Source organism: Streptomyces liliiviolaceus (assembly GCF_018070025.1).
Lineage (GTDB): Bacteria > Actinomycetota > Actinomycetes > Streptomycetales > Streptomycetaceae > Streptomyces > Streptomyces liliiviolaceus.
In genome coordinates, this window is the sequence record NZ_JAGPYQ010000002.1 from 860,201 (window position 1) to 884,606 (window position 24,406).

Annotated in this window: 17 protein-coding genes; 9 read left to right on the forward strand and 8 right to left on the reverse strand. The window is 72.8% G+C overall.

The genetic code is table 11. From position 1 onward, the window contains the following. Positions 1–4 precede the first annotated feature (4 nt). The 4 genes from J8N05_RS39155 to J8N05_RS39170 all read left to right on the forward strand — a co-directional run bounded on the left by J8N05_RS39155 (position 5) and on the right by J8N05_RS39170 (position 6,049). Positions 5–1,207, forward strand: coding sequence for an aromatic ring-hydroxylating oxygenase subunit alpha (locus tag J8N05_RS39155; RefSeq protein ID WP_210891683.1), 1,203 nt, complete (start codon positions 5–7; stop codon positions 1,205–1,207). Then, a complete protein-coding gene (locus J8N05_RS39160) occupies positions 1,149–2,615 on the forward strand; it encodes an aldehyde dehydrogenase family protein (protein ID WP_210891685.1) in 1,467 nt (488 codons plus the stop codon). Before J8N05_RS39155 ends, J8N05_RS39160 begins: the two co-directional genes overlap by 59 nt. A 184-nt stretch (positions 2,616–2,799) precedes the next feature. Continuing rightward, positions 2,800–4,407, forward strand: coding sequence for an APC family permease (locus J8N05_RS39165; RefSeq protein ID WP_210891687.1), 1,608 nt, complete (start codon positions 2,800–2,802; stop codon positions 4,405–4,407). 88 nt (positions 4,408–4,495) lie between these two features. Continuing rightward, a complete protein-coding gene (locus J8N05_RS39170) occupies positions 4,496–6,049 on the forward strand; it encodes a GMC family oxidoreductase (protein ID WP_210891689.1) in 1,554 nt (517 codons plus the stop codon). Positions 6,050–6,222: 173 nt separating this feature from the next. Here the strand turns inward: J8N05_RS39170 and J8N05_RS39175 are convergent, their stop codons facing one another. The 4 genes from J8N05_RS39175 to J8N05_RS39190 all read right to left on the reverse strand — a co-directional run bounded on the left by J8N05_RS39175 (position 6,223) and on the right by J8N05_RS39190 (position 14,403). Further along, positions 6,223–10,911: a coiled-coil domain-containing protein gene (locus tag J8N05_RS39175; protein WP_210891691.1), complete on the reverse strand. Its 4,689-nt coding sequence runs from the start codon at positions 10,909–10,911 to the stop codon at positions 6,223–6,225. Positions 10,912–10,979: 68 nt separating this feature from the next. After that, on the reverse strand, positions 10,980–11,858 hold the full coding sequence (locus J8N05_RS39180; protein ID WP_210891693.1) for a hypothetical protein: 879 nt from the start codon (positions 11,856–11,858) through the stop codon (positions 10,980–10,982). A gap of 178 nt (positions 11,859–12,036) precedes the next feature. Continuing rightward, on the reverse strand, positions 12,037–13,563 hold the full coding sequence (locus J8N05_RS39185) for a hypothetical protein (protein WP_210891695.1): 1,527 nt from the start codon (positions 13,561–13,563) through the stop codon (positions 12,037–12,039). Positions 13,564–13,710: 147 nt separating this feature from the next. Next, a complete protein-coding gene (locus J8N05_RS39190) occupies positions 13,711–14,403 on the reverse strand; it encodes a GntR family transcriptional regulator (protein WP_210891697.1) in 693 nt (230 codons plus the stop codon). 192 nt (positions 14,404–14,595) lie between these two features. Here J8N05_RS39190 and J8N05_RS39195 point away from each other — a divergent pair, with 192 nt between their 5' ends. The 5 genes from J8N05_RS39195 to J8N05_RS39215 are packed head-to-tail and all read left to right on the forward strand — an operon-like array spanning position 14,596 to position 19,059. Continuing rightward, complete coding sequence (locus J8N05_RS39195; RefSeq protein ID WP_210891700.1) at positions 14,596–15,915, forward strand: MFS transporter; 1,320 nt, start codon at positions 14,596–14,598, stop codon at positions 15,913–15,915. Further along, positions 15,912–16,742 (forward strand): putative hydro-lyase, encoded by an 831-nt coding sequence (locus J8N05_RS39200; RefSeq protein ID WP_210891702.1) that lies wholly within the window; start codon positions 15,912–15,914, stop codon positions 16,740–16,742. Before J8N05_RS39195 ends, J8N05_RS39200 begins: the two co-directional genes overlap by 4 nt. Positions 16,743–16,769: 27 nt before the next feature. Beyond that, positions 16,770–17,552, forward strand: a complete 783-nt coding sequence (locus J8N05_RS39205) for a LamB/YcsF family protein (RefSeq protein WP_210891703.1) — start codon at positions 16,770–16,772, stop codon at positions 17,550–17,552. After that, positions 17,549–18,163, forward strand: coding sequence for a 5-oxoprolinase subunit B family protein (locus J8N05_RS39210; protein WP_210891705.1), 615 nt, complete (start codon positions 17,549–17,551; stop codon positions 18,161–18,163). The genes J8N05_RS39205 and J8N05_RS39210 overlap by 4 nt, the downstream gene beginning before the upstream one ends. After that, positions 18,163–19,059 carry a 5-oxoprolinase subunit C family protein gene (locus J8N05_RS39215; protein WP_210891707.1) on the forward strand — a complete coding sequence of 299 codons (897 nt, stop codon included), beginning with the start codon at positions 18,163–18,165 and terminating at the stop codon, positions 19,057–19,059. Before J8N05_RS39210 ends, J8N05_RS39215 begins: the two co-directional genes overlap by 1 nt. A gap of 188 nt (positions 19,060–19,247) precedes the next feature. Here J8N05_RS39215 and J8N05_RS39220 read toward each other — a convergent pair whose 3' ends face one another. The 4 genes from J8N05_RS39220 to J8N05_RS39235 form a co-directional block, all read right to left on the reverse strand. After that, positions 19,248–20,099 (reverse strand): SGNH/GDSL hydrolase family protein, encoded by an 852-nt coding sequence (locus tag J8N05_RS39220; protein ID WP_210891709.1) that lies wholly within the window; start codon positions 20,097–20,099, stop codon positions 19,248–19,250. Beyond that, positions 20,096–21,298: a glycosyltransferase gene (locus J8N05_RS39225; protein WP_210891711.1), complete on the reverse strand. Its 1,203-nt coding sequence runs from the start codon at positions 21,296–21,298 to the stop codon at positions 20,096–20,098. The genes J8N05_RS39220 and J8N05_RS39225 overlap by 4 nt, the downstream gene beginning before the upstream one ends. Continuing rightward, on the reverse strand, positions 21,295–22,458 hold the full coding sequence (locus J8N05_RS39230) for a glycosyltransferase family 4 protein (protein WP_210891713.1): 1,164 nt from the start codon (positions 22,456–22,458) through the stop codon (positions 21,295–21,297). Before J8N05_RS39230 ends, J8N05_RS39225 begins: the two co-directional genes overlap by 4 nt. A 297-nt stretch (positions 22,459–22,755) precedes the next feature. Then, positions 22,756–24,174: a HEAT repeat domain-containing protein gene (locus J8N05_RS39235; protein WP_210891715.1), complete on the reverse strand. Its 1,419-nt coding sequence runs from the start codon at positions 24,172–24,174 to the stop codon at positions 22,756–22,758. Positions 24,175–24,406: the final 232 nt, after the last annotated feature.

A 24,406-nucleotide genomic window follows, 5' to 3' on the forward strand; every position in this document is an offset into this window, starting at 1 on the left:
GCCCGTGTCGACGACCCCCGTGACCCATGCCCCCGCCCAGCCGTCCCCGAGCCTGATCAGCACACTGCCGGGGCACTACTACACCGATCCGGAGATCTTCCGGCAGGAGCAGGAGCACCTCTTCGAGTCGATGTGGTTCTGCGCCGTCCGCGGCGCCGACCTGGCCAAACCGGGCGCGTTCCGCACGGTCCAGGTGGGCCGTGAGAGCGTCCTGGTCACCCGGTCCCGTACAGGTGAGCTGCGGGCCTTCCTCAATATCTGCCGGCACCGCGGGGCCCGGCTCTGCACCGAGGAGGCCGGCGAGGTCCGCCGCAACCTCCAGTGCCCGTACCACGCCTGGACGTACGGCCTGGACGGGAAGCTGATCGCGGCGCCGAACCTGGTGAGGATGCCGGACGTCGACCGCACGGAGTACGGCCTCGTCACCGTCGCGCTGCGGGAGTGGCTCGGGTACGCCTGGGTGTGCCTGGCCGACGAACCGCCGTCCTTCGAGGAGACGGTGATGGGCGCCGCCGTCGAACGGCTCGGCAACGCGGCGGCCATCGAGCACTACGGCACGGAGAACCTCGCCCTCGGCAAACGCATCACCTACGACGTGCGGGCGAACTGGAAACTGATCGTCGAGAACTTCATGGAGTGCTACCACTGCGCGACCATCCACCCCGAACTCACCGAGGTGCTGCCGGAGTTCGCGGACGGTTACGCCGCCCAGTACTACGTGGGCCACGGCGCCGAGTTCGGCGACGGGGTCAAGGGATTCACGGTCGACGGCAGCGAGGGATTCGGCAGGCTGCCCGAGGTCGCGGAGGACCAGGACCGCCGTTACTATGCGATAACGGTCAAACCCACCGTGTTCATCAATCTCGTCCCCGACCATGTCATCCTGCACCGCATGTTCCCCCTCGCCGAGGACCGGACGATCGTGGAGTGCGACTGGCTCTACGCCCCCGAGGTCGTCGGGTCGGGCGCCGACGTGTCGCGGTCCGTGGAGCTCTTCCACCGGGTCAACGCCCAGGACTTCGAGGCGTGCGAGCGAACGCAGCCCGCCATGGCGTCCCGCGCCTACCGCAGGGGCGGGGTGCTGGTGCCCACCGAGCACCACATCGGGATGTTCCACGAGTGGCTCATAGGCATGCTGGGAGGCAGGGATGGCGGATCTCTACATCGGCGGCACCTGGACGGGCGCGCGGGAGAAACGCACGCGTGAGATCCGCTGTCCGGCCGACGGATCGCTCGTGGCCGTCGTCGACGAGGCGGGCGGCGAGGACACCGCCGAAGCGATCGCCGCCGCGCGCCGCGCCTTCGACGAGGGCCCCTGGCCGCGGACCCCCGCGAACGAACGCGGCGATCTGCTGCTGCGCGTCGCCGACCTGCTCGCCCGCGACAAGAGCGCACTCGCCCGCGCGGAGTCCCTCGACACCGGCAAACGCCTGGTGGAGAGCGAGTACGACATCGACGACATCGAGAACTGCTTCCGCTACTTCGGACGGCTCGTCGCCAGTGAGTCCGGCCGGGTCGTGGAGACGGGGACGGAGGGCGTCGACAGCCGGGTCGTACACGAACCGGTCGGGGTGTGCGCGCTGATCACCCCCTGGAACTATCCGCTGCTCCAGACCGCGTGGAAGGTCGCCCCCGCGCTGGCCGCGGGCAACACCTTCGTCCTCAAGCCGAGCGAGCTGACCCCGCACACCGCGATCCATCTGATGCGGCTCCTGGAGGAGGCGGGGCTGCCCGCCGGGGTGGCGAACCTGATTCTCGGCGCCGGCCCGGAGGCGGGCGCTCCGCTGGGCGACCATCCGGACGTGGACCTCGTCTCGTTCACCGGCGGTCTGCGGACCGGACGCAGGCTCATGGCCGCGGCAGCCGGAACGGTGAAGAAGGTCGCCCTCGAACTGGGCGGCAAGAACCCGAACATCGTCTTCGCGGACGCCGACTTCGAGACGGCCGTCGACATGGCGCTGACGGCCGTCTTCCTGCATTCCGGGCAGGTCTGCTCGGCCGGGGCGCGACTGCTGGTCGAGGACTCCCTGCACGACCGTCTCGTCGACGAAATCGTCCGCAGGGCCCGGCAGATCAGGCTGGGCGGGCCGTTCGACGAGCGGGCGCAGACCGGGCCGCTGATCTCGGCGGCCCACCGGGCGAAGGTCGAGGCGTACGTGGCCAAGGGACTGGAGGAGGGGGCGGTCCTGCGCTGCGGAGGGGAGCGGCCGGCCGAGCCCCCGCATCCGGACGGCTTCTACTACCCGCCGACCGTCCTCGACGAGTGCTCCGGAGGTATGTCCGTGGTCCAGGAGGAGTCCTTCGGGCCGGTCCTGACCGTGGAGCGGTTCACCGACGAGGCGGAGGCGGTACGGCTGGCGAACGCCACGATCTACGGTCTGGCCGGCGGCGTCTTCACGTCCGACGAGGCGAAGGCGCAGCGCGTCGCGTCGGCGCTGCGCATCGGCACGATCTGGATCAACGACTACCACCCGTACGTCCCGCAGGCGGAGTGGGGAGGGTACAAACAGTCCGGGTTCGGGCGGGAACTCGGACCCGCCGGCCTCGCCGAGTACCGCGAGACCAAGCACATCTGGCGGACCACGAATCCCAGTCCACAGGGCTGGTTCTCATGACCGGACTTCGCAGTCCCCGCTGCGGCTGACTCCGGGGGCTGACGACAACAAGCGCGAAATCCACCGCACTTCACCGTACGGATCCGGCCGCCGGCGCCATAAGATCCAGTCTTCACCGACGACCCCGCACGAGCCGCACTCCCCCTCCCGCCCGGGAGAACTCCCCCTTCCCAGGAGGCCGCTCATGACCACCACCGAGCAACCATCGGAGCAACCAGCCGGTCCGCACGGTCATAACGACAAGCACGGCCACGACGACTCCGAACTCAACGAGTTCGGCTACAAGCCCGAGCTGAAGCGCACGCTCGGCAACTTCCACACCTTCGCCGCCGGTATCAGCTACATCTCGATCCTCACCGGCACCTTCCAGCTCTTCTACTTCGGCTACGGCAGCGGCGGGCCCGCCTACTGGTGGTCCTGGCCCATGGTGTTCATCGGCCAGTTCATGGTCGCGCTCTGTTTCGCGGAACTCGCCGCCCGCTATCCCGTGGCCGGTTCCGTCTACAACTGGTCCAAGAAGATAGGCAATCCGCACATAGGCTGGCTGGCCGGCTGGACCATGCTGATCGCCTCGGTCGTGTCGATCGCGGCCGTGGCCCTCGCCTACCAGCTGACGCTTCCGCAGATCTCCTCCGCCTTCCAGTTCGTGGGGGACGGCACGGGGAAGTACGACGTCGCCACCAACGCCGTGCTGCTGGCCTCCGTCCTGATCATCTTCACCACGCTGGTGAACGCCCTCGGTGTGAAGCTGATGGCCCGGATCAACACGGCCGGCGTCTTCATCGAGCTGATCGCGACCGTCGTCCTCATCGTGCTGTTCGCCGTGCACATCACCCGTGGTCCGGGGGTCGTGCTGGAGACGAACGGCACGGGCGCGGGCCAGCCCGGCGGCTACTTCGGCGCGTTCCTGGTCGCGTCGCTGGCGTCCGCGTACGTGATGTACGGCTTCGACACGGCCGCCTCGCTCGGCGAGGAGTCCCTCGACCCGTCGCGCAACGCGCCGCGCGCGATCATCCGTGCCATCGTCGCCTCGTTCGTCCTCGGCGGACTCGTCCTGCTGCTCGCGCTGATGAGCGTGTCCAGCCTGAAGGGCGACCGGCTCTCCACGGACGGCCTGCAGTACGTCGTCCTCAACGTGCTCGGTGAGGACGCGGGCAAGGCGATGCTGTGGTGCGTGTTCATCGCGGTCACCGTGTGCGCCCTGGCCGTGCACACCGCGGCCATCCGGCTGGCCTTCGCGATGGCGCGGGACAACAACCTGCCCGCCTCCGCCAAGCTGGCCAAGGTCCATCCGCGTTTCCAGACCCCGATCCTGCCCGCGGTGATCATCGGGGTTCTGGCCCTGGCGATCCTGGTGGTCAACATCCGCCAGCCGCAGATCTTCACCGTGGTCACCAGTATCGGCATCATCCTGATCTATCTGGCGTATCTGCTGGTCACCGGGCCCATGCTGGTGGCCAGGCTGCGCGGCGAGTGGCAGCCCGCCGGCGGCGGCCGGTTCTCGCTCGGCCGCTGGGGCCTGCCCGTCAACATCGTCGCCGTGGTGTGGGGCACGGCCATGATGATCAACCTGATCTGGCCGCGCGCCGCGGTCTACAACGCGTCCGCCCCGTACCACTGGTATCTGCGGTGGGGTGCCGTCCTGTTCGTCGGCATCGTGATGGGTGGCGGCTTCGCCTACTACTGGTTCGTGCAGCGGCACCGCACGGGGGTGCTCGCGGAGCACCAGTACAAGGCCGCCGACACCCCGCTGCCGCCCTCGTCCCCGGCGGCCACGCCCACGGCCGACTGACGACCCGAACCCGACGACCGACGACCGCGAATCCTCAAGAAACGCAAGGGCTCCAGGACTGTCAGGACTACAAGGAGGTCAACTCACCATGCGGGAAGACGAGTTCGACTATGTCGTGGTGGGCGGGGGCACCGCGGGCAATGTGGTGGCGGCCCGGCTCTCCGAGGACCCGGCCGTCACGGTCTGCGTCCTGGAGGCCGGACCCAGTGACGTCGGCGACGACGCCGTCATGAAGCTGGAGCGCTGGATGGGACTGCTGGAGTCCGGCTACGACTGGGACTACCCGGTCGAACCGCAGGCCAGCGGCAACAGCTTCATGCGGCACGCCCGCGCCAGGGTGCTCGGCGGCTGCTCCTCGCACAACTCCTGTATCGCCTTCTGGGCACCGGCCGAGGACCTGGACGACTGGGCCGCGGCGGGCTGTACGGGGTGGAGTGCGGCCGAGCTCTTCCCGCTCTACCGGCGGCTGGAGAACAACGACGCCCCCGGCGAGCATCACGGCCGCACCGGCCCGGTGAAGCTCCGTACGCTCAAGAGCGACGACCCGTGCGGTACGGCCCTGCTGGAGGCCTGCGCCCAGGAGGGCATCCCGACGACGCCCTTCAACTCGGGCCGGACCGTCGTCCGGGGCGCGAGCTGGTTCCAGATCAACTCCGACGAGAACAACATCCGGCAGTCGTCGTCGGTCGCGTATCTGCACCCGATCCTCGGCAAGCGTCCGAATCTCGACGTACGGACCGGGGTGCGCGCCAAGAGGCTCGTGCTGGACGGGCGGCGCTGTGTGGGCGCCGAGTATCTGGACCCGGACCTGATCCACACCCGGACGGTACGGGCCAGGCGTGAGGTGATCGTGTCCTGCGGCTCGATCGACAGCGCGAAACTGCTGATGCTGTCGGGCATCGGGCCCGCCGGGCATCTGCGCGAGGTGGGCGTCGACGTGGTGGTGGACGCGGCCGGCGTCGGCGAGAACCTCCAGGACCATCCCGAGGGCGTCATCATGTGGGACTCCAAGCAGCCGATGACGACCACCTCAAGCCAGTGGTGGGAGGCGGGCATCTTCTACGACACCGAACCGGGTCTCGACCGGCCCGACCTGATGTTCCACTACGGGTCGGTGCCGTTCGACATGAACACCGCGCGGTGGGGCTATCCGACCTCCGAGAACGCGTTCTGTCTCACGCCGAACGTCACCCGCGCGAAGTCGCGCGGCACGGTACGGCTGCGGACCCGCGACTACCGGGACAAGCCGAGGGTCGATCCGCGGTACTTCACGCACGAGCACGACGCGCGCGTGATGACGTACGGGCTGAAGCTGGCCCGGCGGATCGCCTCGCAGCCCGCGCTGAGCGGGTGGGCGGGGGCCGAGCTGGCCCCGGGTCCTGACGTCCGCACGGACGACGAGCTGCTCGACTACATCCACAAGACCCACAACACCGTCTACCACCCGTCGTGCACGGTGAAGATGGGGGCGGAGGGGGATGCTTCCGCCCCGCTCGACCCGCGGCTGCGGGTCAAGGGGGTGGAGCGGCTGCGGGTCGCGGACGGGTCGGTGATGCCGGATCTTGTGAGCGTGAATCCGTGCATCACGACGATGATGATCGGCGAGAAATGCGCCGACCTTCTGAAGGAGGACGCCCTCTAGGGCCCCGGTAGGGGTGCCCTTCAGGGCGCCCCTCTGGGGGCGCGGGGAACTGCGCGATCAGCCACAACGGACCCGCAGCGACCCGCAACCGCGCGGTGGTGGGGAAACTGGCGGCCGGTGGGGGCCGGTCGCGCAGTTCCCCGCGCCCCTAAAGGGCGCCCGGCAGGGCGCCCTTACGGGGCCGCCGGCGCGGGCCGCTTGTACATGCGGGTCGCCGTGATCTCCGTGTGGGCGGCCTCCCCCACGGGCACCTCCCGCGGGAGCCCCGGCCGGAGGTGTTCCTCCACGCTGATGTACTTCAGCCCCGCCCGCAGATCCGCGTCGTTGCGCAGGCGGATGACCAGCGGGAACTCGGCGAGCGCGGTCGTGTCGAACAGGCCCGTGGTGTACAGGAGCTGGACGCCGAGCGCGTCGGACACGGCCCGCTGCAGCTCCAGCAGATACGTCGCGTTGGCGCGCCCGATGGGGTTGTCCAGGAACAGCGTGCCGGCGTGGCGGTGCTTGTCCCTGCCGCGGTCGTTCGACCGCAGGGCCGCCATCGTGCAGTACAGCGCGATCGCCGCGGTGAGCAGCTGGCCGCCGGAGAACACGTCGCCCATCTGCCCGACGGGGACCCGCTCGGCGCGCAGTACGGCGTCGGGCTTGAGGATCTCGACGGCGACCCCCTTCGGCTGAAGCGCCGCAGCCACCCCTCTGAGCAGCAGGGACATCCCGTCGCGGCGCAGGTCGGAGTTCTTCTTGACGGCCGCCCTGGTCGCCTCGTCGACGACCTCGCCGAGGCGCTCGGCGAGTGTGGCCTGGTCGGGCTCCTCGAAGCGGATCCGCAGGAACTCCTGCCCCGACCACTCCCCCAGCCCTTCGGGGAGCCGGGACAGCCGCTGGGCCGACCGCAGAGTGGCGAGCGCGGACTCGACCAGGCCGCGCAGCCGGTCCACGATCGAGTCGCGGTTGCGCTCCAGCTGCGCCAACTCGTCGGTGAGGACCCGCAGTCGGGGCGCGAAGGCGTCCGCCCACTTCTGCGCGTGCTCGGGCAGCGCGGACGCGGGCAGCTCCCGGATCTGCTGACGCGCGGGGGTGCGCACCTGCTCGTAGCGCGTGGAGTTGGCGTGCCGTACGAGGATGTCGCTCGCCTCGCGCACGGCCGCCTCGGCGGCGGAGAGGTCGGCCGCGCAGCCGCGCAGGGAGCGGCGGGCCTCGGTGGCGGACTGTCTGGCCTCGTCGAGGGTGCCGGGGTAGGGCTCGGGCTCCTCCTGCTCCTCGTCCGCGTGCTCCCGCAGGAGGTCCCGGAGCAGGGCGGCCGTCTCGTCGAAGCCGCCGGCCGCGTCCTCGGCGGCGTGATGGGCGTCGAGCAGCTCGGTGTGCGCGGCGCGCGCCTGGCTCAGCGCGTCGGTACGGGAGGCGAGTTCGCCGGTGGCCGTGCGCAGCAGACTCTGCGCGTGCTCGGCGTCGCGCGGCACGAGGTCGTCGGGCAGTTCGGTGTGGGCGTCGGCTTCCTCGGGCGCGTGCCGCTCGGCCTCGCCGCGCAGCCGGCCGAGCTGTTCGCTCGCGGTCGACACCCGGCCTTCGAGGACCTGGACCAGTTCCTCGGCGCGGGCCACGGCGGCCTGCCGGGACGGTCCGTCGGAGCCGTCGGTGGACTCCAGGAGCTGGGCGGCCCGGGTGCGCACCTTGTTGGTCAGCCGGTTCAGCTCCGTGAGCGCGGCGCTCTCGTCGCTCTCGGCCCGCGCCTGCTCGGCGCGCAGATCGGCGCCGACGCCGACCTTCTCGTACAGCTGGGAGGCGGCCCGGTAGGCCTCGCGGAGGGCGGGCAGCGACGACTTCGCGGCTCCCGACTCCTCCTCCGGCAGATCGTCGGGGGCGCCCGCGATCTCCGCGCGCTCGGCGCGCAGGGCGCGGGCCGTGCGCCGGGCGTCGTCGGCGGCGCGCTGGGTGCCGCGCCGGTCCTCGTCGGCGGCGCGGGCCCGCTCCAGACAAGCCTGGGCGCGGGCCTCCGACTCGGCGGCGTCGTCGGCGAGTTCCCGTACCTTGACCTGCCAGCCGGCGCGCTCGCGCAGCCGGAAGGCGAGTCCGGCGAGCGCGTCGGCGGCGCGCCGGGCCCGCTGGGCGGCTTCCTGCCGCTCGTCCCGCACGAGGGCGGTCTCGGCCGCCGCCTCGTCGGCCTCGGTCCGCACGGCGCGTGCTTCGGACAGCTCGGCCTCGGCCTCCTCGGCGAAGGTGCGCGCGTCACCGGCCGCCGTGGCCAGTTCGGTGAGCCGTCCGGCCGGGCAGCCCGTGCGCCAGGAGGCGAGCCGGGCGGCCAGCTCCCGGTCCTTGGCGAGCCGGGCCGCCGACTCGCGGATCTCGTCGTCCCGCTCGGCCGCGCGCCTGCGCAGCGCCTGCCGCTCCTCGTCGGCGGCGTGCTCGTCGTGCATGGCCGGGTTCGGCGGTACGAGGAAGACGTCGTCGCCGCCCGCGCCGGGGGCCGGGGTCGGGGCGAGCAGCGCGGCGGCCGTGCCGACGGCCACCGTGGAGCGCGGGAGCAGCGCGGCGTCGGTGAGGGCGTCGCGGGCCCGGGCGTGGGTGTCGGGGTCCGTGATGATCACGCCGTCGACCAGTTCGGGGCGGGCGGCCAGTACGCGCGCGTGGTCGACGGGGTCGACGGCCTGCGCGAGGTAGCGCCAGCCGGGCAGCGCGGGGATGCCGTGCTCGCCCAGGTACTCCACGGTGGCGAGCACGTCGGGGCCGGGCGGCAGCAGTCCGCCGTCGCCGAGCGCGCCGAGGATGCGGGAGTCGTCGGCCGCGGCGGTCCGCAGTTCGAAGAGCTGTCGTTCGGCGGAGGTGACGGTGTCGTCAAGGAGCTGCCGGAGCTCGTCGGCGTAGTGGTCCAGCTGCTGGGGGGTGAGGGGGCCGTCGCCCTCGCCGTCGTCGGAGCCTGCCGTGGTGGTGGTCCCTCTGCCGTCGGCGCTCGTGTCCATGGCGGCCGAGTTCCGGGGCCCCGGCAGCGACGGGCGTCCGGAGCCGCCCGGACCGCCGGAGGCTCCCGGCAGGCCGAGCAGTTCGGTGAGCCGCTCCTCCCCCGCCAGGGCCTGGGCGATCCGCCGTTCCGCGTCGTACGCGTGCTCGGCCGCCGTCGCCGCGTCGGCCGCGCGGGCCGCCGTCAGCTCGGCCCGGGACTCGGTGGACGCGGCCTCCCGGGCATGGTCCGCGGTGCGGCGGGACGCCTCGCGCGCGGTGTCCCAGGCGGCGACGGCCGTCTTCTCGGCGTCGCTGGCGGCGAGCGCGGCGCGGGCCGGGTCGGCGTCGGGGGCGGTGTCGTCGAGCCAGCCGGCCCGCACCGCCTCGGCGGTCTCCTGCTCGACCTCGCCGAGGCGCTGGCGCAGATGGCCGACCTCGCTGCGGGCGCGCTGTGCCTCGGTGGCGGCGGATGTCGCGTCCCGGTGGGCGGCCTCCCCGACCTCCTGGAGCGAACTGGACCGCTCCTCCTGCTCGTTGGCGAGCGACTCGGCCCCTTCGGCGGCGGCGTGCAGGGCGCGTACGAGGTCGACGGCGGCCTTGGCCCGGGCGGCGAGGGCGGGGGCGGCGTCCCGCTCGGCCTCCAGGATCGCGGCGGCCACGCGGGTGGAGCGGTCGGCCGCCGCGCGGTGCCGCAGCACGGCTTCCGCCGCCTGCCACGCGGAGTGCAGGGTGCGTGCGTCGGCGAGTTCCTTCTTCTGCGCGGCGGCGCCCTTCTCGGCGGCGGCGAGCGCCAGCGAGGCGTGCCGGTAGGCCAGTTCGGCCGCGATCAGCGCACTGCGTTCCCGGGAGCCCTCCGCCTCGGTGACGCGGTGGGCGGCGGCGGTGACCTGCTGGGCGAGGTCGCCGGTGCGGCCCCGCTCCAGCACGGCGCGCGCGGAGAGCCGCCGGGCCTGGGTGCGCGTACGCCGCTCGGCGGCCGTGTGGATGTCGCGCGCGTGGGAGCGCGCCCCGGCCGCCTCGACGATCCGTCCGAGCAGGTCCACGGACCCGGCGGTGAACTCGCGCTCGGCGATCAGCTCGGCCCGTCGTCCCAGCTTGTTGCCGAATCCGCCCACCAGGTCGGCGAGGCCGTCGGTGTCCCGGGTGTCGGTGACCGCGCGCAGCAGCAGGTCGGTGAAGTCGGAGTCCTTCTTGACGGCGAAGAGCCCGGCGGCCTCGCCCTCGTCGGCGTTCATCTCGCGCTGGTAGCGGAAGAGTTCGGGGTCGAGGCCCAGGTCACCGAGGTGTTCGATCCACCGGTCGTGGATCTCCTCCCAGTGCACTTCGAGGTGCGGGTACGCCTTGCCCGCCTCGGTGAGCGCGTCCCTGAAGCCCTTCATGGTGCGCCGGCGGCCCTGCGCGCCCGAGGCTCCCTCGACGGGCGGCCGGACGGCGGTGCCCTCGGCGACCGGCAGGTTGTCCAGGCTCAGCCCGGGTCCGGGCCGGAAGGAGTACCAGGCCTCGGCGAACTTCCGCGGGTCGTTGGAGACCTGCCGTCCGCGCCACTCACTGACCTTGCCGACCACGACGCATTCGCCGGTGATCGTGTGCTGCCACTCCAGCGCCACGTGCCCGCAGTCGTCCGCGAGCAGGAACTTGCGCAGCACACCGGAGCTGGCGCCGCCCAGGGTGTTGCGATGGCCGGGCAGCATCACCGAGAAGATCAGCTTGAGCAGTACGGACTTGCCGCCGCCGTTCTCCAGGAAGAGCACACCGGCGGGTGCGGGGCGGCGCGGCGGCCCGACGGGCTCCTCCTCGAAGAACTCCGCCTGCGTGGGCGCGGGGTCGGGCACGACCGCGCCGACTCCGCGCAGGTCCAGCACGGTGTCGGCGTAGCGCGCACCGGCCGGCCCGATGGAGTAGAGGCGGACCCGGGACAGCTCGTACATGGCGGACTCTCGTGGTCGTAAGGGGTGTGGGGGATGTGAGGGGACAGCGGTGGAGGGCGTGGAGGCGGTTACGAGTGGAACGGCAGCCCGGCGTCGGCGGCCAGCTCCAGATCGTCGGTGTCCTCGGCGGGCATCAGGCTCGCGGTGCCGTCGGTCACCGGCACGACCCCCAGCTCCAGCAGCTCGGCCAGGGCGGCGCTGCCCGCCATGTCCCGCACCTGGAGCTGATAGCGGGCGGTCGTGCGGTACGTGCCCCCGGCGTCGTCCCCGGTGCGCTGGAGGAACCCGGAGTCGGTGAGGAACGCGGCGGCCTTGCCGACGATGCCGGTGGTGGAACCGGCCAGTCTGCGGGCGTCCTTGGTGGCCCCGGCGGAGCTGCGCCGGGCCCAGATCCGCCAGGCGGCCTCAAGTCCCGGGGCGTCCGTGGCCGGATCGGTGTTCTCCCCCTGCTCCTCGGCCCGCTCCTCCAGACGCCGGCAGGCCTGCCGTACGAACGCGTCGACGCCGTTGACCGAGACGCGGCCGATGTATCCGTCGTCCGCGAGGTCCTCGGGTCTCGGGAAGGCCAGGGCCGCTACGGCGAGGTGGGCGAGGCCGTGCAGGAACCGGTCGCCCGAGTCGGCGGACGCCCGTCGCGCGTAGTCGCCCATGCGCACGGCGAACACCGAGTCCTCGGCGGCGGTCACGGCCATGCCGGCCCGCGGGGACACTTCGAGGACGACGAGCCCGAGCCCGGTGGCCACGGCGTCGGCGAGCCGCGCGAAGGGGGGATCCTCGCGGTACCGCCGCAGCAGTTCGGCGTACTCCTGGTCCCGCGCGGGCTGTGTCTTGGGCTGCAGCCCGAAGGCCACGAGCCGTGCCGCGTCCGCGGTGTCGGCGGGGGTGACGGGGGCGCTCACCGCCGCGGCGACCGCCTCCGGCTCACTCCACTCGACCTGCTCACTCACGACTGAGACTCCTTGCTACGGAAAACGCGGCCCCTGTGCGTATCGGGGCCCGGGTCGGGCGCCCCCTCGGGGGCGCGGGGCTGTGACATGTGCGGCTCCGCCGCGTGGGCGCGACCAGCCACGGACGGCCCGCACGTCACAGCCCGCCCGCGGTACCCCGTCCTGCTGAAGCAACCACTCACGCGACCTCCGACCGGCCCGCGGTCATCCCGACCACATCCAGCAGAGCCATCCCCACGATCAGGTCCGCCCCGCCGAACTCCTCATCGTCCAGCTCGACCCCGTCGTCCACGGCGAACAGCAGCCGCTCCTCCCCCTGCCGGTACGCGGTGCCGACCGGCGGACTGGCCGCGTGCACCGCCAGCAGGGCGACCAGATACGGCAGTTCGGGATCCTGCCGCCGCGCGTCGGCGAGCAGCCCGGACAGCCGACGCGGCGCGTCGGCGGGCAGGTCGAGCAGCTCCATCGCGGCGGCGAGCTGCTCCTCGCTGAACCGGCTGTCGTCCGGCGTGGCGATCAGGTCGGGCTCGGGCATCTCCGCTCCGAGATGCTCCCGCTCCACCGGCGGTGTCAGCAGCAGCTCGACCAGATCCCCGACCCGGACGGACGCGGGGGTGCGAAGACCCGTCCCGCGCGCGAAGAAGGCGTCGGTCACCCGCAGCGCCTGCTCCAGGGGCAGCGGCAGCACGGGGGCGACGAGATGGCCGTAGAGGTCTATCCCGGAGGTCGTCATCGGGGTCGCGAAGGCCTGCCGGTCCTGCTCCGCGCGGAACAGCGGCCCGGCCTCCAGCAGCCGGGACTGCAACTGTGTGTGGCGCCGGATGCAGTCCTTCACGATGTCGACCAGCTCGGCGGCCCGGCGCTTCTGCTCGGGGTCCTCGGACTCGTCGCGTGCCTTGCGGATGTTGGTGAGGATCGCGTTCTCGTGGCGGTAGCGGTCGGCCACGTGGTCGAGGGCCTCGGCGATCATGTCGGGCACGGCCTGCAGCCAGTCCACCGCCCGGACGTTGCGCCGGGTCGCGTCCAGGGCCCTGCGGAGCGTCTCCGAGTACTGCACGGTGCGGTAGCGGGCCTGCTCGGCGGCGAGCTGGGCGTCCGCGAGGCGGCCCCGGCTGATCAGCACCTCAAGCTTGACCTCGGCGGCGATCTGCGCGCTGGTGACGTCGGTGTCGAGGGCGCCCACGAGGACGTTGACCGCCTCGTCCGTCGTACGGAGGTACACGCTCCCTCCGTAGCCCGCGACCTCCTCGATCAGCTTGAAGTCGTAGTCGCGGCGCACGTACGAGCCGTCGGGTGCGAACGTGCCGTAGACGGCGCGGAAGCCGCGGTCGACGCTGCCGACGTTGATCAGGTTCTCCAGGACCCAGCGGGCCACCCGTTCGTGCTCGGCGACGGGCCGGCGCGGGGCCTGGGCGGCGATGCGCGGGATGAGCCTGGCCACTATCTGGTCGTGGTCGGCGCCCGTGTCGAAGTCCATGTTCAGCGTGATGAGGTCGATGGAGGCGAGGGCCACCTCCGCCATGCCGTACACCGAGTACTCACCCGCGAGGTTCGCCTTGCGCACGTCGAGGTCGTGCAGGGGCGCGGTGCAGGCGAGCGCGCGCAGGCGGCGCGCCAGGCCCTCGTCGGCGGCCGGGCCCGGCGCGGGGCGCGGCCCCGCGCTGAGCTGGGGCGGAACGCTGTCCGTCGATGCAGGCGAAGTCACGGTGCACAGACTAGGTCCTTGGTCTGACAACCACCGAAACGCTCCGCTGGGCGCGGTGGGGTACTTCAGGCCGAATGTCCGGTACGGGCCGGATGTGGCTGGTTGCGCCCGCGCGGCGGAGCCGCACATGACACAGCCCCGCGCCCCCTAAAGGGGCTCCGCCACCCTGCGGCCGTATACCTCCGTGACCCGTCGGCGGGAGTCGTCCAGATAGACCGCGAGCAGGTTCTCCGCCTCCTCGCGGTCGCCGTCCTGGAGCGCCTGGAGGATCTGGCCGTTGCGGGCCAGGTACGGCTCGTGGAGGCGCTTGGGATCGTCCACCAGGTGGAAGGCGAGGCGGAGTTCGGCGAAGACGCTGCGCATCAGCTCGTCGGTGCGGGCGCTGCCGGCGAGGGCCACCAGTTCCTGGTGGAAGTGGATGTTGGCCGTGCCCACGCCCTTCCAGTCGCCCTCGTGGGCCGCCCGCCGCCCGTCCGCGACCGACCCGGCGAGGCCGTCCACCGCGTACGGCGGCTTGCCGAGTCCGCGGACGACCGCGCATTCGACGAGGCTGCGGGTGCGGTAGATGTCCTCGACGTCCTCGACGGTCAGCACGCGTACGAAGACGCCGCGGTTGAGCTGGTGGACCAGCAGGCGTTCGTGCGTGAGCAGCCTGAACGCCTCGCGCAGGGTGTTGCGGGAGACGCCGAGCGCGCCGCCGATGCTGTCCTCGGACAGGCGCTTGCCCGGCGGGAAGTACCCGTCGGCGATCCGGCTCCGCAGGATGTCCGAGACCCGCTCGGCGGTGCTGGTGCGGCCCAGCAGCGCGCGGTCGTCCGCCAGTCCGTTCAGTTCGGCCACGCCCGAATTCAATCGCAGATACAAGAACGAAACAACATGGGTATTGAAGGATCGTTCAACGATCCTCTACCTTGCTTGTCAGGCACCGGGTTCTCCGGGCACCGCCCGCTCGTCCCGGCGCCGACGGCTTCCGCACGGCATGGCACGGCTCAGTCCCCACGCACCCTCCCGTCCCTCATCTGCGAGGTGCCCATGAGCACGACCCCTCCACCGCAGGCCCTGCCCACCGAGACGCGCCCCGGAGCGGGTGAACCCACCACCGACGAGGGTGCGTTCGCCTGGCTGCGGGCTCTCGGGCCGCGCGGCCGGCGCGCCTTCGGCGGCGCGTTCGGCGGCTACGGCCTCGACTCGTACGACTACTTCACGCTGCCGCTGAGCATGGTGGCGCTGGCGGCGTACTTCGGTCTCAGCAGCGGCCAGACCGGGCTGTTCACGACCGTCACGCTCGTCGTGTCCGCGATCGGCGGCGCCGCGGCGGGTGTCCTCGCGGACCGGATCGGACGCGTCAAGGCGCTGATGATCACCGTCGTCACGTACGCGGTCTTCACCGTGGCCTGCGGTTTCGCGCCCAACTACGAGACCCTGCTGGTCTTCCGCGCTCTCCAGGGGCTCGGTTTCGGCGGCGAGTGGGCGGTCGGCGCGATCCTGGTCGCCGAGTACGCGAGCCCCAGGCACCGGGGCCGTACGCTCGGCGCGGTCCAGAGCGCCTGGGCCGTCGGCTGGGGACTCGCCGTGGTCGTCTACACGCTGGTCTTCCAGTTCCTCGACGACGACATCGCCTGGCGCGTGATGTTCTGGACCGGCGCCCTGCCGGCCCTGCTGGTCGTCTGGGTGCGCCGGCAGGTCAAGGACGCCCCGGAGGCGGCCGAGCGCCGCAAGGAGAGCCCCGAGAAGGGTTCCTTCGCCGCGATCTTCAAGCCGGGCACGGCCGCCGAACCCGGCCTCCTGAAGACGACGGTCTTCGCCGTGCTGCTCTCCACGGGCGTCCAGGGCGGCTACTACACGCTGGCCACCTGGGTGCCGACGTATCTGAAGACGGACCGCGGACTGTCCGTCGTCGGCACCGGCGGCTATCTCACGTTCCTGATCTCCGGAGCCTTTATCGGCTACCTGACCGGCGGTTATCTCACCGACAAGCTGGGCCGCAAGCGGAACATCCTGCTCTTCGCGATCCTCTCGGCGATCTGCATCCTGGCCTACGCGAACATCCCGAGCGGCGCCAACACCCTCGTCCTCGTGCTCGGTTTCCCGCTCGGGTTCTGCATGTCGGCGATCTTCAGCGGCTTCGGCTCGTTCCTCAGTGAGCTGTATCCGACGGCCGTACGCGGCACGGGACAGGGCTTCACGTACAACACGGGCCGTGCCGTGGGCGCGGTCTTCCCGACCCTGGTGGGCTTCCTGGCCGACAGTTGGGGTGTCGGGGGCGCGCTGGTCTTCGGCGCGATCGGATACGGCCTCGCGGCACTGGCCCTGATCGGTCTGCCCGAGACCCGGGGGAAGGAGCTTCTGTGACCCGGTCCCAGAGCACACGACACCGTCCGCTCAACCTTCTCGACGACCACGCGCACGCGTGGAGCCCGGCAGAGGCACGTTCCCGCTTCCGTGCGGGTGTGTCGGGTCCCACCGCGGGCTGCTCGGCGGGCCACACCCAGGCGAACCTGATCTCGGTGCCGGCCGACTGGGCGTACGACATGCTCCTGTTCTGCCAGCGCAACCCGAAGCCCTGCCCGGTGCTGGACGTCACCGACGCCGGTTCCTGGACGACCGTCCTGGCCGAGGGCGCCGACCTGCGCACCGATCTGCCGCGCTACCGCGTGTGGGAGCACGGCGAGCTGGTGGAGGAGCCCACGGACGTGGTGGCGCACTGGCGCGACGACCTCGTGTCGTTCCTCATCGGGTGCAGCTTCACCTTCGAGTGGGCGCTGACCGAGGCGGGCGTACCGATGCGCCACATCGAGCAGGGACGCAACGTCTCCATGTACGTGACGGGCCGCCAGTGCCGTCCCGCGGGGAGGCTGCACGGGCCCATGGTGGTGTCCATGCGGCCGGTGCCGCCCGAGCACCTGCCCGTGGCGATCCGGGAGACCAGTCTGCTGCCCGCGGTGCACGGCAGCCCGGTCTACTGCGGTGATCCGGGCACCCTCGGCATCGAGGACCTGGGCCGCCCCGACTTCGGGGATCCGGTGGACTTCGCGCCGGACGACATCCCGGTGTTCTGGGCCTGCGGGGTGACGCCGCAGGCCGCCGTGATGGCCTCGCGCCCACCGTTCGCGATCACCCACGCACCGGGCCAGATGTTCCTCACCGACGCCCGCGACGAGCAGTACCGCGTCGCCTGAGTCACCCGACCGGAGAACGGACACCCCATGACCTCCACCGGCACCCCCGTCGGTACCCCGATCGATCTCAACGCCGATCTCGGCGAGGGGTTCGGCCGCTGGCACCTGACCGACGACGAACAGCTGCTGTCCGTCGTCACCAGCGCCAACGTGGCCTGCGGCTTCCACGCCGGGGACCCCTCCACCATGCGGCGCGTGTGCGACCTCGCCGCCGAGCGCGGGGTACGGATCGGCGCCCAGGTCTCCTACCGGGACCTGGCGGGCTTCGGACGGCGCGCGATGGACGTGCCGTCCGACGAGCTGGCGGCGGAGGTGGCGTACCAGATCGGTGCCCTGGGGGTCTTCGCGCGCGCGGCGGGCGCGCGCGTGGCGTACGTCAAACCGCACGGCGCGCTCTACAACCGCATCGTGCACGACGAGGAACAGGCGCGGGCGGTCGTCGACGGGGTACGCCTCGCCGACGCCACGCTGCCGGTGCTCGGGCTGCCCGGCTCCCGGTTCCTCGACGTGGCCGCGAAGGCCGGACTGCCGGTCGTCACCGAGGCGTTCGCGGACCGCGCGTACACCGACGAGGGCACGCTCGTGCCGCGTGGCCGGGAGGGTGCGGTCATCACCCGTTCGGACGACGTCGTGGAACGCTCGCTGGGTCTCGCCCGTTCTGGTGTCGTCGCGTCCCACTCGGGCCGTGACATCGCCGTACGGGCCCGCTCCCTGTGCCTGCACGGCGACACGCCCGGCGCGGTGGACCTGGCCCGCCGGGTCCGGGCACGACTGGAGGAGGCGGGCGTCCGCGTGGAGGCGTTCGTATGAGGGCACTGCCGGTCGGCGACCGCGCTCTGCTCGTCGAGGTGTCCACGGACGAGGAGGCACAGGCCCTGCACGCCGATCTGCTCCGCCGTCGCGCGGAGGGCTCCCTCTCCGTGCGCGAGATCGTCCCCGCGGCCCGCACGGTGCTCCTGGACGGCCTGGAGGACCCGTCCCGGCTGGCCGCGCAGTTGTCCGGCACACGGCTCCCGTCCGTTCCCCCGCCCGTCGCGGAGGTCGTGGAGATCGCCGTGCGCTACGACGGCCCGGACCTGGCGGACGTCGCCGAACTCTGGGGCGTGTCCCCGGAGGAGGTGGCGCGTGTCCACGCGTCGGCCGACTTCCGGGTCGCCTTCTGCGGGTTCGCTCCCGGCTTCGGCTACCTCACCGGGCTTCCGGCCCGCTACGGCGTGCCCCGGCGCGCGACACCCCGTACGACGGTCCCGGCGGGCTCGGTGGGCCTCGCGGGCCCGTACACGGGCGTGTACCCGCGCTCGTCGCCGGGCGGCTGGCAGCTGATCGGCACGACGGACGCCGTCCTGTGGGACCACGCGCGCGTGCCGGCCGCGCTGCTGTCGCCGGGCACGCCGGTCCGCTTCGTGCCGGTGGACTCCTGATGACGGACCGCGCACTGGTCGTCGTACGGGCCGGGGCGCTGACCACGGTGCAGGACCTCGGGCGCCCGGGCCACGCGCACCTCGGCGTACCGCGCTCCGGCGCGCTGGACGCGCCCGCCGCCGCCCTGATGAACCGGCTCGTCGGCAATCCGCCCGAGGCGGCCGTTCTGGAGACGACGCTCAACGGCTGCGACCTGCGGCCGCGTTCGGCGGTCACGGTGGCCGTGGGAGGCGCGCCGTGCCCCGTCTCCGTGGACGGCCGCCCGGCCCCCTGGGGCGCCCCGGTGCACGTGCCCGCCGGAGCGCTGCTGTCGGTGGGAACAGCGGTCTCCGGAGTACGCGCCTACGTGGCCGTGTCGGGCGGGGTGACCGTCGAGCCGGTGCTGGGCAGCCGCTCGACGGATCTCCTATCGGGCCTCGGCCCACCGCCCCTCACCGCCGGAACCGTCCTCCCCCTGGGGAAGCCGTACGGCCTCCCCGCGCGCGTGGACGTCGTTCCACAGCCGTCCCCGCCGGCCGAGCTGGTCCTGCGGGTGACGCCGGGCCCCCGCGACGACTGGTTCACGGCGGCGGCCTGGCGCACGTTCACCACGCACACCTACCGGGTGTCCTCGGCGAGCAACCGCATCGGCCTGCGCACGGAAGGGCCCGCCCTGGAGAGGGCGATCGGCGGCGAACTCCCCAGCGAGGGCATGGTCCTGGGCGCCGTCCAGGTCCCCCCGGACGGCAGCCCGGTGGTCTTCCTGGCGGACCACCCCACGACAGGCGGCTACCCGGTCATCGCGGTGGTCCACCCCAAGGACCTCCCCACCACGGCCCAGGCAACCCCGGGCACCCCGGTACGTTTCGTCCCGACCTGCACCCCCAGGGGGCGCGGGGAACGGCGCAATCTTTAGCCTTCAGGGGGCGCACCCCGCAGGGGCGCGGAGAACGGCGCAGCCTCTCGTCCTGAGGGGGCGCAGCCCCCAAGGGGCGCGGGGAACGGCGCAGTCTTTTGCTTTTAAGGGGCGCGGGGAACGGCGCGGCCAGCCACAACGAACCCGCACCGAACCACCCCACCCCAGGCGAAGCCACCTTCAAAACCTCACGCCGCATCCGCGGAATCCACCGCAACCCCCGCCAACGCGGAAGCCACAGCCCGAGAAGCCGCAAGATCAAGCCGCACGCCAGTGCCCCGCACCCGATGCCGCACCTCGGAAGCGGCCAGCCCGAGAAGCTGCGGCAGCAGATCGGTGCACCGCCGCGCCACCCACCCGGTCCCGGACGTCGCCAGCCACCGAAGACTGGCCGCCCGAGAGGGCCCGGGAAACTCGGGCACGGCACTGGGCACGGGCCCAGAAGCGAGCCCCGCCTCCGCCAACAGCGCATGGAAGTGCAGCGCGAGCTGCCGATGCCCCCGCTCCCCCGGATGCAACCGGTCCGCACTCCACATGCCCCGGTCCACGACCCAGTCGCCCTCGGCGGCATGCAGATGCACGGCCCCGTACCGCTCGGACAGCGCGTGCACGACCGCGTTCACGGCCCGCTGGCGCCGTGCCAGCGGCCTCGCGAGCGCCCCCGGCAGCCCCAGCATCGTCCCGGGGTCGGGCAGACAGGCGGTGAGCAGGACGGCGCCCTGCCCGGTGAACGCCGCGTACACCTCGTCGAGCCGCTCGGCCACGGCATGGATGTCGAAGGTGTACCGCAGGGTGTCGTTCACGCCGATGACGACGGAGGCGAGGTCGGGCCGTTCGGCGAGCGCCGCGGGCAGCTGGCGCTCCAGGACATCGCGCGTCTGCGCGCCGCTGACCGCGAGATTGCGGAACTCCACCGGCGCCTCCGGCGGGGCCAGCCCCGCGGCGAGCAGCGCGGCCCAGCCGCGCCACCCGTCGCCCACGGGATCGCCCACCCCTTCCGTCAGGGAGTCGCCCAGCGCCACGAACCGCAGGGGTCTCATACGACGCCCTCCCTGGGCCGCGGCACGGCACGGAGAGCGGCGGCGGGGAGCGATTCCCGCGGCGCCCCCACCCGGACGGCCGCGTCGTGGGCGGCCAGGAACGCCTCCACGGCGGCCGGCCATCCGAAACAGGCCGCACGCGCGCGTGCCGCTTCCCGGCGTTCGTCCTCGGGCCGGTCCAGGAGCATTCCGATCGCGGCGCCGAAGGCCGTCCCGGTGTCCGCGGCGGTGGCTCCGGCGGAGCCGATCACCTCCGGGAGGGCGGAGGTGGCGCTGGCGACGACGGGCGTGCCGCAGGCCATGGCCTCCAGGGCGGCGAGCCCGAACGTCTCGGCGGGCCCCGGTGCCAGACACACGTCGGCGGAAGCCTGCAGTCCGCCGAGGAGCGCGCGGTCGGCGACATGGCCGAGGAAGGTGACGGGCAGCCGCCGTTCACGCGCCCGCTGTTCGAGCCGGGCCCGCAGCGGTCCGTCACCCGCCACGACGAGCACCGCGCGCCGCCCGCCCCGCAGCAGCGCCTCCAGCGCGTCCAGTGCCGTACCGGGCCGTTTCTCGACGGACAGCCTGGAGCACATCACCAGCAGGGTCTGGTCCACGCGCGCGTACCGGGCCCGGATCGCCGGGTCCCGCAGCGCGGGGTGGCGCCCCTCCAGGTCGACGCCCAGCGGGGCGCGTACGACGTTGCGGGCGCCGATGCGGACGAACTCGCGCTCCGCGAACTCCGTGGTGCACACGATCCGCGCGTAGTGGTGCGCGGTACGGAGGTTGAGGGCGTCCGAGGTCCGCCGGGCGAGGCCGGGCGACATGCCCCAGGTGCGCAGCACGCCGTCGGCGGTCTCGTGGGAGACCATCACCGCGGGCACCCGGGCGCGCCGCGCCCAGACGCCGGTCCAGCGCAGCGTCGTACGGTCGGAGACCTCCAGGCGGTCGGGGGCCAGCGTCTCCAGGAGCGCCGCCACGCGCCGCCTGTCGGTGAGGACGCGGTAGCCGCCGGTGCCGGGCAGCAGCGGGCCCGGCAGGGTGATGACGCGCCCCTGTTCGGTCTCGCGGTCAGAGGCGCGTTCGCCGGGCACGATCAGGACGGGCCGGTGCCCGGCCGCCAGGTAACCGGCGCCCAGTTCGCGCAGCGCGGTCCGCAGGCCCCCCGAGGAGGGGGCGACGAAGTTGGCGAGCCGCACGATGTTCAGAGACTCGTTCATGCCGCCACCGCCGCCCGTCCGGCGAGGACGTCCGTGTAGTGCTCGATGAGCGCGTCCCCGACGGCGGCCCAGGTGCGGCCCTCGACGGTACGCCGTGCCTCGGCGCCGTAGGCGGCCCGCAGGGCGGGGTCGGCGGCGAGCGACCACACGGCGTCGCGCACGGCGGCCTCGTCGCGCGGGGGCACGAGCAGCCCGGTGCGCCCGTGCGCCACCAGGTCCAGCGGACCGCCCGCGGCGGGGGCGACGACCGGTACGCCGCTGGCCATCGCCTCCTGGACGGTCTGGCAGAAGGTCTCGAAGGGGCCGGTGTGCACGAAGACGTCCAGGGAGGCGAAGATCCGGGCGAGTTCGTCGCCGGTGCGGCGCCCGAGGAAGACGGCTCCCGGCAGCGCCTGGTCGAGGCTCGGCCGGCTCGGGCCGTCACCGACGACGACCACGCGTACGCCCGGCAGACCGCAGGCTCCGGCGAGGAGTTCGATCTGCTTCTCGGGGGCGAGCCGGCCCACGTAGCCGACGATCAGTTCGCCGTTCGGGGCGAGTTCACGGCGGAGGGCGTCGTCCCGGTGCTGGGGGCGGAAGCGGACGGTGTCGACGCCCCGCGGCCACAGCCGCACCCGGGGCACACCGTGCGCCTCCAGGTCGTGCAGGGCGGCGGTGGACGGGGCGAGGGTGCGGTCGGCGGCGGCGTGGACGGAGCGGATACGGCGCCAGGCGGTGGCCTCGCCGGTGCTGATGTACGTACGGGCGTAGCCGGCGAGGTCGGTCTGGTAGACGGCCACGGCGGGGATGCCGAGGCGGCCGGCGGCGGCCATGCCGCGGACGCCGAGGACGAAGGGGCTGGCCAGGTGCACGATGTCGGCGCGGTGTGCGGTGATCGCGGCGGCGACGCGTCGGCTGGGGAGGGCGACGCGGACCTGGGGGTAGCCGGGGAGCGGCAGGGACGGGATGCGGACGACGGGGCACGGTGCGGCGGCCTCGGACGCGGTCCCGAAGGAGGCGCCCGACTGTTCGGAGGGGGTCGAGAGCTTGGGGGAGGTTGCCGGAGCGACGACAACGGGGGTGTGACCGCGTTCGACGAGATGCCGGGCGGTCTGGAGCGCGCAGTGGGCCACGCCGTTCACATCGGGGGGAAAGGACTCGGTGACGATGACGACACGCATACGGGTGTTGTCGTCGTGCTGGACGTGGCCGCGTCAACGTGGATCTTTCCGGATGAGGAACGTCCCATGAGCGTTGGGCTCCGCACGCCCTCCCATCACGAACCGGTCACGCTCCGGCGTCCGGGCCCGTACCAACGGGATACGGGCCGACGACGGGACGCTCACACGCCGGTCGCGCACACCGGCGCGCACGACGCTCACCGCGCCTCGCCACGATCACCGCGCGCGGGGTCCCACTCCGCGCGCTCCCCGGCTGGCTCCACATGGTCCGGCCCTCGGTCCGGCCCGCGGTCGGCGTCACACGGCGGACGCGTCCGGTCCGATGCGGCTGCGGACCGCGGTCTGTACGTCGGCCTCCTCGGCCGGGTCGGCGGCGAGCCGGCGGAGCTGGTCGACCACGCGGGCGTCCCCGGTCTCGGCGTGCCGTGCGGCCACCTCGCGGGTGGTCTCCTCGCAGTCCCACAGGCATTCGACGGCGAATCCCGCGGCGAAGGACGGGTCGGTGGCGGCCAGCGCGCGTGCCGCCCGACCGCGCAGATGGGAGGAGGCCGTCTCGCGGTAGACGTGCCGCAGGACGGGCGCCGCCCCCGCGATACCGAGCCGTCCGGCGCCGTCGACGAGGGTCCACAGGGTCTGCGCGTCGGGTCCCTCGCCCCGTACGGCCTCCCGCAGGGCGCCCAGGACCAGTTCGCTGTCCTGTGCGCCGCCCCGGCAGGCGAGGACGCGTCCGGCGGCCTCTCCGAGGGCGTCGGGCCGGTGGGCCCAGCCGCGGGCCCGTTGCACGGCGGCGACGCTCCGCATCCGTTCGAAGGCGTCCACGGCGGCTTCCACCACGAGGGGTGAGCCGGAGGCCTGTGCGGCCTCCACCAGATCCAGTACGTCGGGATCGTGGCTGTCGGCGAGATAACGCAGGGCGGTGCAGCGTGCGCCGTCGTCCCCGGTGCGGGCGGCCTCGACGATCTCGGGGCGGTCCTCGGGGCCTGCGACGGCCGTGAGGCAGCGCGCTGCGGGCACATGGAGGGCGGCCCCGCGCTCGATGCCCTGCTGGGCCCATTCGAAGACGGCCCGCACGCTCCATCCGGGGCGCGGCCCGGACGGCCGCAGCTGTTGCTGCCAGCGGTCGAAGGAACCGCTTTCCCGGGCGGCACGCACGCGCGTGCCGATGGATTCGCGCGGATCGTCGGCCCACAGCCGCCATGGCCGCGGCTCGAAGGAGTCCCGCACGACGGCGGCCAGCTCGGCCTCGCCCTCGGGATCGGTGGCGAAGCGGGCGAGGACGGGGGCCGCGAGCGCGCGCAGTCCGGCGTCGTCGTCGCGCAGCGCCAGCTCGTCGAGGGCCCACGCCCAGTTGGCGCCGTGCGCGGCGTACCGCCGCAGCAGCTCCAGGGCGTCCCGCCTGCCGTAGGAGGCGAGGTGGCCGAGGACGGCGAGCGCGAGGCCCGTACGTGACTCGTCGGTGTCGAGTACGTCCGCCGCGTCGAAGAGGTGGGCCTCGATCGCGTCGAGGCCTCCACCCAGGTCGAGGTGGAGACGTGCGTAGTAGAGCGAGCGGTTCTCCACCTGCCAGTCGTGGCGGGGGTCGCTCAGCACACAGTGGTTCAGTGCCGCGAGCGCTTCGGCCCGCGGTGCGGTGAGCGCGTGCAGCGTGCCGTCGCCGCGGCCCCTCTGGAGCAGGCCGAGCAGCGTGCCGCTGGGCGCTATGACCGGATCGAACATGGGAAACAGCCTCACATCAAGCGTCGACGCAACCGGGATCCTGCTCTACCTGGCCGCGTGACAACACGTCGGGGCGCCCGCCGTTTCCTGCTTGCTGTAGACCATCTTCCTCTGCCTCTCGTCGGTGGCCCGTGCGGGCCGCATCACGGTCCGCGCGGTGCGGCAACACCTGCCCAGCCATCGCGTCCGTGAATCACGACGTCATGATGACCCAGCGGTTCTCGCTGCCGCG

Excerpts from the sequence above, each read along its gene's own strand:
- J8N05_RS39210 (WP_210891705.1), top strand. The coding sequence starts at position 17,549 with ATGAGGGCACTGCCGGTCGGCGACCGCGCTCTGCTCGTCGAGGTGTCC.
- J8N05_RS39225 (WP_210891711.1), bottom strand. The coding sequence starts at position 21,298 with ATGAACGAGTCTCTGAACATCGTGCGGCTCGCCAACTTCGTCGCCCCC.
- J8N05_RS39220 (WP_210891709.1), bottom strand. The coding sequence starts at position 20,099 with ATGAGACCCCTGCGGTTCGTGGCGCTGGGCGACTCCCTGACGGAAGGG.
- J8N05_RS39235 (WP_210891715.1), bottom strand. The coding sequence starts at position 24,174 with ATGTTCGATCCGGTCATAGCGCCCAGCGGCACGCTGCTCGGCCTGCTC.
- J8N05_RS39205 (WP_210891703.1), top strand. The coding sequence starts at position 16,770 with ATGACCTCCACCGGCACCCCCGTCGGTACCCCGATCGATCTCAACGCC.
- J8N05_RS39215 (WP_210891707.1), top strand. The coding sequence starts at position 18,163 with ATGACGGACCGCGCACTGGTCGTCGTACGGGCCGGGGCGCTGACCACG.
- J8N05_RS39170 (WP_210891689.1), top strand. The coding sequence starts at position 4,496 with ATGCGGGAAGACGAGTTCGACTATGTCGTGGTGGGCGGGGGCACCGCG.
- J8N05_RS39175 (WP_210891691.1), bottom strand. The coding sequence starts at position 10,911 with ATGTACGAGCTGTCCCGGGTCCGCCTCTACTCCATCGGGCCGGCCGGT.
- J8N05_RS39230 (WP_210891713.1), bottom strand. The coding sequence starts at position 22,458 with ATGCGTGTCGTCATCGTCACCGAGTCCTTTCCCCCCGATGTGAACGGC.
- J8N05_RS39165 (WP_210891687.1), top strand. The coding sequence starts at position 2,800 with ATGACCACCACCGAGCAACCATCGGAGCAACCAGCCGGTCCGCACGGT.
- J8N05_RS39160 (WP_210891685.1), top strand. The coding sequence starts at position 1,149 with ATGGCGGATCTCTACATCGGCGGCACCTGGACGGGCGCGCGGGAGAAA.
- J8N05_RS39195 (WP_210891700.1), top strand. The coding sequence starts at position 14,596 with ATGAGCACGACCCCTCCACCGCAGGCCCTGCCCACCGAGACGCGCCCC.